The organism is Streptomyces sp. YIM 130001 (assembly GCF_003574445.1).
Classification (GTDB): domain Bacteria; phylum Actinomycetota; class Actinomycetes; order Streptomycetales; family Streptomycetaceae; genus Streptomyces.
On record NZ_KZ984553.1, the window covers coordinates 358,986 to 371,551 of the forward strand.

Genomic DNA, 12,566 nt, shown 5'->3' on the forward strand with positions numbered 1-12,566 from the left:
CTTGGCCCGCGCGATCCAGATCCGCGCCGCGGGGCCATGGTGTGGCGGCGAGGCTGGGTGGAGCCCGTGACACCACCGCCCGAGCCACACCACCCGGTGGCGCAGCAATCGCCCACGGCGACGCTCCAACAACACAAACTGGGCGATCAGTTGAGCAGCGACCGCTTGTCGACAGCCTCGGCGACCTTGGGGGCCGCGCCTTCCTCCTTCCCTTTGGGCAGCAGGTTGATGGTGAGGACCTTCTGGCGGATGGCGTACCTGATCGCCACGTTGAGGATCCGTCGCTCACGCCTGACCGAACTGGCCGCGGACGGGTCGCCGTCGAGCCGGATGTCGAGCGCATGCAGGACCGCGTCGACGTGCTTGGTGTCCTCCCGAGCCGACACGGGAAGGGAGTTGCGGCCGATCCACGACAAGATGGTGCGGACCTCGGGCGGGGCCTCAGAACGGCGGAGCTTGTTGAAGGCGTACTCGCGCAGGGCCCTGCGCACGTCGACCGGCTCGAAGCGGTCGGGACCTCGGGGCGGAGGAGCGCAAGGGTGGCCTTGGTGGGGGCCTTGGCGGTGTTCTTGCGGTTGCTCGCGGAGATCCGGGGCCACTTCGCGTCGACGCACTGGAGAGCGAACTCGTATGCGGTGAGCTCGGATTCCGGCCTGACCTGGGATGCCGGCAGGCCGGTGTCCATGTCGAAGGGCTCGCCGTTGTTCGCGGCGACCAGCAGCGTCGCACGGAAGGAATCCGCGAGGGCTCTGGTGGCGAAGCCCTGGCCGCGCCGTCGGCCGACCAGCGAACGGTGTAGGTGGTCTTGCGCTTTCCCTTGTAGACCTCGGTGTCGTAGAAGTGGACCTTGAAGGACCGGTGGCTCACGCAGCTCCCTCGCAGTCGGTGAGCCAGTTCTCGTAGTCACTGCGGCGGATGCGCAGGGCACCGTTGGGGATGCGTATGCAGCGCGGTGCCTTCAGCGTCGTGAAAGGTTCCAATGCTTCCACGTCGCCCTGTCGAAGGATCGCCGTGATGTGGACATCGCACCAGCTGGCGCGCGTGCGCGTACGGAAGGCCGCAGGCTGATCGCAGTCCGTTTCGGAGCACTGCTGGATACCCTGCGGGGAAGTCATGGAACCCATGTACGGATTGTCACAGATGAGCGAAGCAAGTACCTCGCCCGCGTGGGCCGGGGCCGCGCCCACTCAACACCTCGGCGTCCCGCACCGCCCGTCTCGGTGGCCGCTGACCTACCCCGGCAGATCCACCAGTCCCGCAATGAGCCCCCAGTTCCCGCAGCAGCACCCACACCGGCGCCCAACGCATGAGCCGCGCAACGCAGCCCCGCCACCGCCACCGCCAGCGACATGGTCTGCCGGGGCACGCACACGCTCTTCAGAGTAAGAGCAAGCGGGATCTCCAGTGTTATGCGCAGCCACAGGCCACCGCTGGCCACCGGCAGACGGGGCAATGACGCACTGGCTAAAGTGACCACCGTCTGCGCCCGGGACAGGAGAAACGGGGGGGTTCCAATGCCCATAGAGCCGGTGTCCATCGTCGTGGTGGCGGCAGCGATCGAGCTGAGCGAGTTTCAGCAGAACCTCGTCGTCGCCGTCGTCGGCATCGTCGGCGGTGTCCTCGGAACGATTGCCGTCGAGCGGTTCAAGCTGCGGCGCGAGCCGACCAAGCGGCTCTCCTGGGATGCTGAGGTCCACAATGCCATGCTGTCCACGGACGAAAACCTGCACCAACAGCTACAGTTGAACTTCAACGGCCACCCGATCGCGGGCCTGAGTTCGGTCGACTTCCGCGTGGAGAACACCGGCAACCGAGTGGTAAAGGACCAGTATCTACGGTTCCACTTCCCAGTCGGGCAGCTCGTCGAAGCCGCCATCACGTCGGGACCCGAGCGCGAGATGGGCGTGGTCAGGCGCCAGGACCGCGAACAAGGACCGGGCGAGGCTGTGTTCGCCATCGGGCACCTCGAGCGCGGCCAGGCCGTCTCGCTCCGGCTCTCTGTGTCGGCGCGTGACCTCGGCAACTGGCGGGTCGTCGCCCACAACGATGAAGGCGATGTCGAGTTCCACGAGCGTGCGGCCGCCCGACGGCGAGCGGACCGGGAGCACGTCCCAACTCTGTTCGCCCTGACGTTTCTGCTGTTCTCGGCGCCCCCATTGGCCGCGCTCCTCGGCGACCTCGGACGAATCATCGCCGTGGTCCTCGGCACGGCCCTTCTCCTCAGCATCGTCCCGCATCTGGCACCCGCCGGACGTGCCCTGCGGGACTTCCTCACCCGGCCCGAGCCGAAGCCGGGCGTCCACATCAACAGGGTCGACTCGTCTGCATTGTCCATCGGCGACCATGGCTCGGCCACACATCACGCGTCCGTGCCCGGGCAACACCCCTAGAGGATCCCGAGGCGCCCCAAGACCGCGACAGCCACGCGGTACCTCTTAGTCGGCTCCAGAGCCTCTTTGAGTAGCGGACACCGGGGTTCCGTCAATAGAAGCGTGCAGCAGGTGATTTCGCTTCGCTCCTAGCTGCGGCCAGGTCCTGCCGATGGGCGCTCTCACGCCGCCGGCTGATTAGTGGCACTCTGCTCGTCCTCGCGGTTTGAGACGGATCACCGTCGCATCTCCGCCGGACTTCCGGTGCCTCCTGTCGCTGTCATAAGGGTAGGTGATACTGCGAAAGTTCGGCAGAAGGGTCATGCACTGACCGGGGGGCGCAGTGGCAGGCAGAGGTGGGGCGGGCGGGAACGATCCCTACGCCAGGGAACTCGCACGGCAGGCGCGGGAGCACGAGAAGGCGCGTAAGGCCGCCGAGGCCGAGTCCAAACGCAAGGCGCGCGAGGAGAAGATCGCGTACGAGGCGGCCCGAGCACAGGAGGCTGTCGATCGCACCTACGTGCTTGAGAACGACGTCGAGCAGCTGGCGAATCTTCTGCGAACCGCGGTGCTGGACAGCAGCCATCTGACCTTCGACCGGCTCCAGCAGAGGTTCGTACCGGCCGCCTTTACTCCTCCCAAGGGCCGGGCCAAGGCCGCGCCGCAGCCTCGCTGGGAGGAGTACGAACCGGAACCCCCACGCGGTTTCCTCGGTGCGCTTGGCTTCGGCCGCAAGGGATACGACGCCGAAGTCGAGGCGGCCCGAGATCGGTTCGACAGGGCATTGCGCGACCATGCGCGGGACGACAAGAAGCGCGTCGAGAAGCTGGCGAGGCTCCGCGCCAAGCACGAGGAGCAGAACCAGCAGGAGGCCACCAGGGTCGAGGAGTGGAACGCACGTATCGAAGAACGCCGGGCTGCTTACCGCGAGCGGGACGTCGAAGCCGTTGAGTGGTTCATCGACCAGGCGCTCGCCGCTTCCAAGTACCCACATGGCTTCCCTAAGGCGCACCGGGTCTCGTACCAGGCGGACACGGGCGACCTTCTGGTCGAGATCGACCTCCCGCTGGAGGACGTCGTTCCCGAGGCGCGCGCGTACCGCTACGTGAAGTCCCGCGACGAGATGAATTCCGTGCCCCGCCCCGACAAGGAGCGCAAAGAGCTCTACGCTTCCGTCCTCGCACAGACCGCACTGCGTACCGTGCACGAGCTGTTCGCCGCCGACACCGAGGGCACGGTGAAGTCCATCGCCCTCAACGGACATGTGGCCACCATCGACCGAGCCACCGGGCGCGAGGTGCACCCGTGCCTGATCACCCTCCAGACGGACCGGGAGGAGTTCGCGCAGCTGGTACTGACACAGGTGGACCCACGCGCCTGCCTGAAGCGGCTACGCTCGCTGATCTCACCGAACCCGTACGAGCTGGAACCTGTGCGGCCCCTGGTCACCTTCGACCTCAGCAAGTTCCGGCTCATGGACAGCCTGGACGTCGTGGCAGGGTTGGACAGCCGCCCCGTGCTCATGGACCTGACGCCCACGGAGTTCGAGCACCTGATCCGGCAGCTGTTCGAGGCCATCGGCCTGGACAGCGTGAACACCCAGCCCTCCAAGGACGAGGGTGTCGACGCCATCGCGATGAACACCGACCCGGTCATGAAGGGCCTGTGCGTCATCCAGGCCAAACGCACCAAGAACGTGGTGCCGTTCGAGACCGTCTCGGCCTTGGCCGGCGTCGTGGAACACAAGCGGGCGGCCAAAGGCATCCTCGTGACGACCTCATGGTTCGGTCGGGCCAGCGAGGCATTCGCCAACGAGCACGGACGTCTTGAACTGCTCGACGGCGCCAACCTGGTCCACCTGTTCAAGGAGCACCTGAACCTCGATGTGATCCCAGGACCGGTGCCGCCGAAGCGCCGACCCCAATGAGCGGGGCGCCACGAACGTCGTGCGGTGCCCCGCCTATCGCCGGTTGAGCAGCGCGCGGCACACCGCGCAAACCCTGCCCGCGTTCCGGCCGTATCTCCTCATCAGCTGCCCGCATTCCGCACAGGGACCGAGCTCCCACACCGTGCACCCCAGCGCGGCGGCAGCCGCCGCTCGCTCGACGGAGGTGATCAGCATCGGGCGCTCGGAGTGTCGTGCGGGCATCCGGGGCAGTGTGAAGCCACCGGTCGGCTGCCCCAAGTCCCGAATGGGCCGGGAGTCGCTGACGAACCAGCCCTCATCTCCGGCACGGCAGGTCCGGTCGATCTCCTGGTCGGCGAATGTGGTCTCGTCGCCCTCTTCCTGCTCTGGTACGGGAAGAGACTTCTTCTCGCCGACGAGTTCCTTCCAGAGGTCACGATCGGTCGCAGTCACCCGCATGTGCCGCCCTGCCCGCCCACTGCCGCGGTTTGGCACATAGACCGGAACGCTTTCCCCTGTTGCACTCGACACGACGAGATCCTCAAGGTGCACAGGCTTCCTTTCCAGCTGGCACAGGGCCGGCAGGAACCAGTCCGCGTGCATCCCGCCACAGTGACCGGCGCCCTCACTCAGTAAGCAATGCCGGTCGCTGCTGGGGACACACCTCCAGACCTCAAGGTGGCGGTAGCCACCACGAATCACCATTTCCCTCCCGCCGGCGATGTCTTTCCACGGCATATCGTCCACGCGTGCCCAGGCGGCGCGGTCGATCAGTGAGGCAGTACGGTCCTTCGCCACCCAGAGCGGGGTAATTCCGCTGTCCACCGCCGAGGCGGAACGACGGTGCACGCTGCTCGGGCTGATGTGGTGGTACTGGATCTCCCAGCCAACGCGTATGCCGTCAGGCCCAGTCACCAACGCATCGCAAATACTCCGGCGCCTGGCTGTCGGCACTTCGGCCTCCGCATCTAGACCGCATCGCGACGCTTCTCGCACGACGCGTTCCTCCAGGAACGTCCCAGCACCCGTAGCAGCGCGGCGGCCCGTCGGCGCCGAACCACCCCGTCCTTCTCCAGCGCTATGTCATCGAGGACAGCCGTCAGGTCAGGGCTGTCGTAGTCCTCCAGGGTGTAGGTGGCCGAGCGGGCCTGGAGATCTTTTCGGCGCTCCTCCGGGTTGCCTTTGACCCGGGCCGGCAGCCCCTCGTTCGGGTTGGAGGCTGTGAAGCGGTGCTCGACTCCGGGGTGCGCCCGAAGCCGCGGTCCCTTCTCGGCACCGAGTAGGGCAACACAGGACGCCTGACACCCCGTCAGAACGAGCGTCACCAGCGTCATTTCGGCGTCAAGATATCGTCCGTAACGCCCACACCGCACATAGCGCACACAGGCAAAACCGCAGGTCAGGCGCCCTTAGCCACCGGCTCAAGCACCGCCACACACTCCACATGATGCGTCATAGGAAAGGGGTCGGTCCGGGCGAGTCGCGGAAAAGGCCAGGTCAGGGGCACTTTCTCGGTTCGCTGTGCAGCGGGAGGGAGCCCAGAGCGTCAAACGAGCGTCACGGCCGACAGCCCGTCCCGCCTACTCGGGGCAGACCGAGTTGCCGCGACTGGCTCCCCAGCAGACTCCGTCCCGCTCACTCCAGATGCCAGCTGGCTCATGACCGGCGCCACTTCTCCGGCCGCCATAATGGACTCATGCCCTCCAGCCCACAGCACCCCGCACCCACACCGAGCGACCGCTCGGGCGCGGTCGCCGAGGACCTCGCGCTGTACCGGGAAAAATTCCGGCGGCGTCTACCGGAGTCGCTGGACGATTTGCACGGCCCGACCCAGGGGATCGTGGAGCTTCCGCTGCACATGGCTTGGTCGGGGATGACCGCGTACGACATGAGCAAGTCTCGCCAGCGCATGGGCCTGTACCGCACCGTCCTGCACGAAGGCCTGCACGACGACCTGCCCCGCTACCTCAACCGGGACCTGATCCTCCAGGTGTGGCCTGTGCTCCGCACCCTCGTCGGTCGAACCGTGCGCACCGTGTGGGAGGACACCTTCCCCCAGCTCGCCTCCCGCAGCCGGGCAGCCACGTGACGGACATGCCGGAGCTGCACACGCGGCTCCTGGCAGATGTGATCGCCCTCGGCTCCCCGTATCCCCTGGTCCTCACCGGCGGATATGCCGTACGGGCGCAATGCTTCGTCAACCGCCCCAGCCAGGACCTCGATGTCGCCACTGACAACCCGGCGCCCATGGGCGACATCGCCACCACACTCGGCGCCGGCCTGGTGGGGTGACGCCTCGGCGGTCTTGCCAGTGACCATGATTGGCTGTCACTGGCTTAGGTTCGGAGCTAGGGATGAAACAGGAGCTGATGGGGCGCGGCAGCGACTTCACAGGCCCAGCCATCACAGCTGCACCTGGACTCCCTCTCACTTCTCCAGTCACTCGCCATAAAACGGTGTAAACCGTAGCAAGAGTGAGCTAAACGCCCTCTTTCGTGTCCTCGTCGGCCTGGACGAGCACCACATCATCCTGCGCCGGGAAGACAGAGAACGCGCTTGCGCTCATCGAGTTGTCCTGAGCATTATGACGCTGGAGCCACCGACCGCGTCGCGGAGCCCCCTGCCCCCCAGGTACACCAAGAACGACGGCGATGACCGCGTTCCAGAAACCGAGGGTGGCCCTCCACATGTCGACGGGGAACAACGACGCCAAGGCTCAAGCCTCCCTGCCGGAGCAGGTGTCACAGGCGCCCCTCAACGACCTCCCCCAGGGAGAGCCTGACGGTCTGACGGAGAACGCGTGGGCCGAGTGGCTCGACGAGCGCAACCGACTGTTCGCTCGTTTCGTAGTGCGTAGAGCGGAGAACGTGCTCGTCGAGAGGTACGGCCTGGAAGATCTGCTCCAGGCGTTCAGTCTGCTCAAGGAAGCGTCGCAACAATTCAACGTGAAGCTGCACACCGTGGCTGATGCAGTGGCGCGCGTCGACGGGCCTGCCCCGGGGCGTTCTGACTGGTTCCCCGGCCGCAGGCCGGATCCGGCACCGAGTCTCGGCACGCTCAATCTGGTGGACAACAAGGGGGGCAGACTCGGGCCGCCGCAGGGGGCGGTACTCAGCGCGGCGCTCGACCGGACCCTGAGTATCGCCGGCGCCGCCGTGGGGCACGTGCACCTTGCGGAGACCGGCGTACGTCGCCTGGCCCAGTCCAGTGGGCTGGACGGCCCCTTTACCGAATACGCGAAGTTCACCCAGGACCAACAGACCGCCTGGGACTGGGCCGCGGCCGAGAACCGTCAGATAACCGTTGAAGCACTGTCCAGCAGCGAAATGTTCACGCCGAGAGCCCGGACCATGATGCTGCGCAGCGGCAGCCGAGCATGCCATTGCGTGCCCCTGACGCACGACCACGATGCTCTGGCCGTGGTGACCGTGCACGCCCAGGACCGGCTCACGAGCCCCCTGTCACAAATGCAGTTGACGGACCTGCAGGAACTCGCCGCCGAGACCGGAGCGTGGCTCGAGTGGCACCGCCGCACCATAGTCCTGAACTGCCTCGAGCTCCTCCACCACCGCGCCCAGGCACAGTGACACCCGGCAACGAGCCCGCACCAACCGGGAGTTCCGCTAAACGGCCGCCGGAAACGCCTGTGGCACGGCAGCGAGACGGGACGAAGAAAGGTTTCATGCAACGACGGTGAGCGATGCTTCCATACGCTCCCAAGCACCGAGCACCGCCTTGTGCGCGTCCGGCTGGAGGTGTGCGTAGCGCTGGGTGGTCTGGAAGCTCTCGTGGCCGAGCAGGTGTTGGACCTCATAGAGCGAGACGCCCTTCTGAACCAACCAGGAGGCGCAGGTGTGGCGCATGGAGTGCGGCGGGTAGTGCGGGACAAGCTGCCGCTCGCCGTCATCGTCGAAGTAGCGGGCCCCGTCGACGGCGGGCCACCAGGTCTGTTGTCGCCAATTGCCGTCAGTCAGTAGGCGGCCGGCGCGCCCCTTGGTGAGAGTAGTGAACACCACGGCATCCCGGTCGAGCCCGTGGATATGACGTTCGAGTGCTTCCAGGACATGCGGCGGGAGCGGCACCTCCCGGCGGCTTCTGGAGCTCTTCGGGTACTCCTTGATGCCGCTCTTGCTGTTGACCTCGACAACGAACAGGCGGGAGCGGCGCTGGTCGATGCGCTGGCGGTGTAGGCCGGAGAGCTCGCCCCACCGCAGTCCGGTGTAGAAGCCGAGCAGGCACATTGTCCGCCACACGGTGGGAAGTTCGTCCAAGACGCTCTGCGCCTGGTCCAGCGTGAACCACTGCGGCGGCTTGACCGCGATCTGAGGCAGGTCGATGCTACGGCAGGGGCTCACCGCGATCACGTCGTCATCGACAGCCGCGCGCATGATGGATGACGTCAGGTTGTAGGCCCGCTTGATGGCCGCGGATCCGGCGCCCTTTTCGATCAGGGAGCGGATCCAACTCTGCACGTCCATGCGGGTGATGGCCCGCATCTCCCAGTCGGCCCAGTGGGGCATGACGTGGTTCTTGATGCTCGAAGCGTCGCCCCGCAGAGTATGCGGCTCGACCACGCGGGCGGCCCACCATCGGTCGTGCCACTCGCGGAACGACGTCTCGCCGGCCCGCGGGTCGCGCATGCCTCCGCGGGCGAACTGGGTCTCCATCTCGAGCCCCCAGGCGCGTGCCTGAGCCTTGAGGGGGAAGGTTTCACTGAATCGATCACCGAGCCGGTTGCGCACTGTCGCCTGCCACTTACCGGTCTTCAACTTACGTAGGTACAGCCCAACTCCTCTTGTCAGTACGGGGGGTCCTTCGCTGGACCGGAGTCAGCGGCGCGGTCTCGATGCGATGACCGCGCGACTGGAGATGAACTCATCGAGGCAGGCGGCGGGGACCCTGATACGGGAACGCCCCGTGCCCGTACGCAGATCGACGACTGGAAGGTCGCCTGCAGCAACGAATCGGTAGACGGTGCGACGGTCGACGTCGAGGACGGCGGCGACGGCGGGAATGGACAACAGACGCGCAGGCATAGCTCAGTCCTTGATAGGGGCGAGAAGGGTTCCGGCGTGCAAGCGCCGATGTGCGGCAGGTCCGCAGCGGAGTCGCCGTGCCGAGACGAGCACGGCAAGTCCGGGAGCGGCGGTTGGCCGGGCACGAAGCCGTCGACCACTGTCTGACAGGTGCGCTGAGCGAGGAAGGCGGGTGCCGGAGCTCGACGTATGTGCAGGAGTCGGCCTGGCTCGCCGAGCGGTCGTCTCCACGAGGCCGACCGCTCAAGTAGGGGGCCCACAGTCGATCTCGGTTGCCTGGCTGCGGATGCAGTACCGATACCGAAGAACTGGCCAGGTGAGGACCACCCCAGCAAGCTCGACCACCGTCACGACGTCGACGTCAAGCTTCAAGACCCGCATCTGACGGGCCCCAGAGGGTGTCAACCGGCGCTGCCCCCAGCTGCCAGTCAACAGCTCGTCGTGTGCAGGCACCGCCTCCTGTGCCTGCCTCCACAGACGCTGAAACGCGGCGGAGAAGAGCCGACCGCCACGCGGCCCGGGGGACAGCAGATCGTGCTCCTGGAGACCGCTCCCACAAGCCACTCGAGCCGGCACGCCACAAGCCACAGCTGGAGGTGAACCACTCGGGCTTCTCCTTGACGACGGGCAGCCAGTTCACCGGGACCACGCGAAAGGCGTGCGAGCTCGCGAACTCGCAGGGTGCAAGCTCCATTCGGCCGAAGTGGCCCCTCGGCCACGGTGGCAAGGAAGGGGTAGACGAAGGCGCCTTCCCTGCGCGCTCCCCGATCCAATCGCGCGGCCCCCGAGCTGCACCTCGAACAGCATCCATTCGTCCGTCAATGCATCAACAAACACAGAAATGAGCTCCTTAGGGAATGCAAGATTCGCCGCGCGGCGGCCCGCTGGACAACAACAATCGTCCACACGATCCCCGATTTCGGTAACCGGGGAACCCGTGCTAAAGGGAAGAAGATCGCACGCCCCATCTGCGCTCCGATTCACCGATACTTAGCGTTGAATTCACCCGCTCTGCGACCAAGCCTGTGCACCTAGGTTTGCTTGAAGTCGCCGAACTATTCCAGTCCATTGCCGGTTCGATGCGTCTGCCGAAGGCGAACCGCCGAACGGCCGCCGAAACGTAGGGACGACTGAACGCATTTCAGCTGCGTCCCGGCAAGTGAAGATCGTGGTCGGTGTGTGACGAAGAGCGCGGTGTCGGCGTACACGTGAACGTGCAGTGGTGCGATCGGGTGGCACATCTGCCTCGAGAACCATCCGATGACCGCGCGGGACATACACGTCCCCTGGGGCATCATCGGGTTGATTTGGCCGACACGGGTACCTGGGGGCCGTCGTAGGAGCCACAGACACGGACCAGACACCGGCGGAGACAAGGCCGCGAGACAGGAGGCACACACTCACGGCTTCCAAGAACACCACTCCCGGTTACACGGTCCCCGGGCTCGCGGTGCAGGACGCCGGCACGGTCATCGAACTGCTGCAACAGCGCCTGCACGCTCTGAATGATCTTAATTTGACTCTCAAGCACATTCACTGGAACGTGGTGGGCCCACATTTCATCGCCGTGCACGAAATGCTCGACCCCCAGGTGGACCGCGTGCGAGATATGGCCGACGACGTCGCCGAGCGTGTAGCGGCCCTGGGCGGTGTCGCCCAGGGAACGCCAGGTGCGCTCATCGAAGAGCGGACCTGGAAGGAATACAGCGTGGGCATCGTGTACACCGGCGTGCTCGAAGCACTGCGCTCGACGATCAAGACGGTGGGCGACATCGACGCGGCCACCGAGGACTTGTTGATCGAGCAACTGCGCGATCTGGAGCCGTTCCAGTGGTCCGTCCGGACGCACCTGGAGACGGCAGGCGGCACGCTGACCACATCGGACGCCACCACCGAGGTGGAAGCCGCCCGGCAGTCCAGCCAGCAATGACTACCGAACCAACCGGCCGATTCGTCGCTGATGTCAGTCGCGGGGGGGGGCACAGGGCCCAGGGCGGCCCAGGCCCCCGTTGAGGTCCTCGGGGGTGACACGCTCGTGGACCGAGAACAAAGAGCGTCAGCTTGTTGCCTGTCCTTCGACCAGGCTGCACAAGGTGTCGTTGGTGTACTCGATCTCTTCCATGAGGCGGGTGGCCTCCACGACGAGGACTCCGTACGGTCGAGTGGGGTCGGAGAGCGGGAGGCGCTGGGACAGAGCCTCGTCGGTGACCTCGCGACGTCTGGTCTGCGCCTCGCCGACCAAGTCGGTGAGCTCGTCCGTCTGCTGCCGGAGTTCCTTCTCGTCGGTCGTGCTCAGCAGCAGAGCGGTCTCGGAGACGGCTTCGAGGAAGGCCGCGTACCGGTTCAGGAAGTGGTGGTACTCGTAGTCGTTCTCCTCCTGCTTCCACTGGTCCAAGCTCCTTACCAGGGAAGCCAGTTGATGCAGGGTCCGCTCCACTGCGTTCAGCACCGCCTCGTATCCCCGGAAGCTGATGGGGCCGTGGTGCCGCTTCAGGAGGCGCCGCGGGTTATAGGGAACGCTCTCCTTCGCGTTGTTCAGGCCGGCCCTCGCGTCGGCAATCAGGCCATCCAACCGCGCGGCGCTCTGGCGCCAACGTCCGGTGGTCTCGGCGTCCGGCGCGCCGTCGCGCAGGGCCGGGTACACGTCGGAGGTGAGGTCGTAGAGCTCGCGCGCGAGGCTGCGGACGCCGTACTCGGCGCTCCGGTAGCGCAGCGGTGGGGCAAGGACCACCGTGACCACTATGCCGATGGCGCAGCCGATGACGACGAGCAATACGATCTGGCCCAGCTGTGCGAGGCGTTCGCTGTTGTCGGCGGCACTGCTGTACGCGGCGAACGCGAAGAACGCCGCGGTGGCCACCTGTGGGCCCTGGACCCCGAGCAGCCGTGATCGGCCGATCGCCAGGGCGATAACGGTCACCAGGACGAACGTGAGCAGGTCGGGGCCGGTGAGGTAAGCAAGGGCGGCCTGCGCGGCTACTCCAACCACGACGGCTCCCACGTAGCGCAGTGCCTGGGCCACGGACTGATAGACCGTGACGTACATGATCGTCACGGCGGAGAACGGCGCGAACGCCGGCGACTGTGCCTCCAGGAAGTAGAAGGAGACCGTCCAGGCGAGGGCAGCGGCCAGGGTGCTCTTCGCCCCGAGCAGCAGCACGTGCCGCTCAGGACCCGCGTAGCGAAAGGCCTGCTTCCACCATTGAGGCACCACCAAGAACCACCGCGCGGTCTTCTTCTCAGCGACCGTCATGC

12 protein-coding genes and 1 pseudogene are annotated in these 12,566 nt (G+C 66.1%); 6 read left to right on the plus strand and 7 right to left on the minus strand.

What is annotated here, in order from left to right:
• Positions 1–146: 146 nt before the first annotated feature.
• Both DSC45_RS36100 and DSC45_RS36325 read right to left on the minus strand, forming a co-directional pair.
• On the minus strand, positions 147–491 hold the full coding sequence (locus DSC45_RS36100; protein ID WP_205571322.1) for a hypothetical protein: 345 nt from the start codon (positions 489–491) through the stop codon (positions 147–149).
• Positions 492–863: 372 nt separating this feature from the next.
• Positions 864–1,124 (minus strand): hypothetical protein, encoded by a 261-nt coding sequence (locus tag DSC45_RS36325; protein WP_240434613.1) that lies wholly within the window; start codon positions 1,122–1,124, stop codon positions 864–866.
• A gap of 405 nt (positions 1,125–1,529) precedes the next feature.
• Between DSC45_RS36325 and DSC45_RS13460 the strand changes: the two genes are divergently transcribed.
• A complete protein-coding gene (locus DSC45_RS13460) occupies positions 1,530–2,390 on the plus strand; it encodes a hypothetical protein (protein ID WP_240434614.1) in 861 nt (286 codons plus the stop codon).
• 322 nt (positions 2,391–2,712) lie between these two features.
• A complete protein-coding gene (locus tag DSC45_RS13465) occupies positions 2,713–4,296 on the plus strand; it encodes a restriction endonuclease (RefSeq protein WP_119290462.1) in 1,584 nt (527 codons plus the stop codon).
• A gap of 33 nt (positions 4,297–4,329) precedes the next feature.
• Here DSC45_RS13465 and DSC45_RS13470 read toward each other — a convergent pair whose 3' ends face one another.
• Positions 4,330–5,073 carry a hypothetical protein gene (locus tag DSC45_RS13470; protein ID WP_162929197.1) on the minus strand — a complete coding sequence of 248 codons (744 nt, stop codon included), beginning with the start codon at positions 5,071–5,073 and terminating at the stop codon, positions 4,330–4,332.
• 170 nt (positions 5,074–5,243) lie between these two features.
• Entirely contained in the window at positions 5,244–5,609 is a 366-nt protein-coding gene (locus tag DSC45_RS13475) for a hypothetical protein (RefSeq protein WP_119290464.1), read from the minus strand.
• Positions 5,610–5,971: 362 nt separating this feature from the next.
• On the opposite strand from DSC45_RS13475, the gene DSC45_RS13480 reads away from it, so the two are divergent.
• The 3 genes and pseudogenes from DSC45_RS13480 to DSC45_RS13490 all read left to right on the plus strand — a co-directional run bounded on the left by DSC45_RS13480 (position 5,972) and on the right by DSC45_RS13490 (position 7,862).
• Positions 5,972–6,364, plus strand: coding sequence for a hypothetical protein (locus tag DSC45_RS13480; RefSeq protein ID WP_119290466.1), 393 nt, complete (start codon positions 5,972–5,974; stop codon positions 6,362–6,364).
• Positions 6,365–6,369: 5 nt separating this feature from the next.
• A pseudogene (locus DSC45_RS13485) lies at positions 6,370–6,558 on the plus strand (hypothetical protein); the annotation flags it as partial.
• 368 nt (positions 6,559–6,926) lie between these two features.
• Positions 6,927–7,862, plus strand: a complete 936-nt coding sequence (locus tag DSC45_RS13490) for an ANTAR domain-containing protein (protein ID WP_119290468.1) — start codon at positions 6,927–6,929, stop codon at positions 7,860–7,862.
• A 93-nt stretch (positions 7,863–7,955) separates the two neighbouring features.
• Here DSC45_RS13490 and DSC45_RS13495 read toward each other — a convergent pair whose 3' ends face one another.
• Together DSC45_RS13495 and DSC45_RS13500 are read right to left on the minus strand one after the other, a co-directional pair.
• Positions 7,956–9,044, minus strand: a complete 1,089-nt coding sequence (locus DSC45_RS13495; RefSeq protein WP_119290469.1) for a tyrosine-type recombinase/integrase — start codon at positions 9,042–9,044, stop codon at positions 7,956–7,958.
• Between the two features lie 60 nt (positions 9,045–9,104).
• Complete coding sequence (locus DSC45_RS13500; RefSeq protein WP_119290470.1) at positions 9,105–9,311, minus strand: helix-turn-helix domain-containing protein; 207 nt, start codon at positions 9,309–9,311, stop codon at positions 9,105–9,107.
• 1,450 nt (positions 9,312–10,761) lie between these two features.
• Between DSC45_RS13500 and DSC45_RS13510 the strand changes: the two genes are divergently transcribed.
• The gene (locus DSC45_RS13510) at positions 10,762–11,241 is read left to right on the plus strand and encodes a Dps family protein (protein WP_240434615.1); all 480 of its coding nucleotides are present in this window, start codon (positions 10,762–10,764) and stop codon (positions 11,239–11,241) included.
• Positions 11,242–11,367: 126 nt separating this feature from the next.
• On the opposite strand, the gene DSC45_RS13515 is transcribed toward DSC45_RS13510, so the two are convergent.
• Entirely contained in the window at positions 11,368–12,564 is a 1,197-nt protein-coding gene (locus tag DSC45_RS13515; protein ID WP_240434616.1) for an aromatic acid exporter family protein, read from the minus strand.
• Positions 12,565–12,566 lie beyond the last annotated feature (2 nt).

Bases quoted from the DNA above. Each gene is read 5' to 3' on its own strand.
- DSC45_RS13475 (WP_119290464.1), bottom strand. From the start codon at position 5,609: ATGACGCTGGTGACGCTCGTTCTGACGGGGTGTCAGGCGTCCTGTGTT.
- DSC45_RS13480 (WP_119290466.1), top strand. From the start codon at position 5,972: ATGCCCTCCAGCCCACAGCACCCCGCACCCACACCGAGCGACCGCTCG.
- DSC45_RS13500 (WP_119290470.1), bottom strand. From the start codon at position 9,311: ATGCCTGCGCGTCTGTTGTCCATTCCCGCCGTCGCCGCCGTCCTCGAC.
- DSC45_RS13515 (WP_240434616.1), bottom strand. From the start codon at position 12,564: ATGACGGTCGCTGAGAAGAAGACCGCGCGGTGGTTCTTGGTGGTGCCT.
- DSC45_RS36325 (WP_240434613.1), bottom strand. From the start codon at position 1,124: ATGGGTTCCATGACTTCCCCGCAGGGTATCCAGCAGTGCTCCGAAACG.
- DSC45_RS13490 (WP_119290468.1), top strand. From the start codon at position 6,927: ATGACCGCGTTCCAGAAACCGAGGGTGGCCCTCCACATGTCGACGGGG.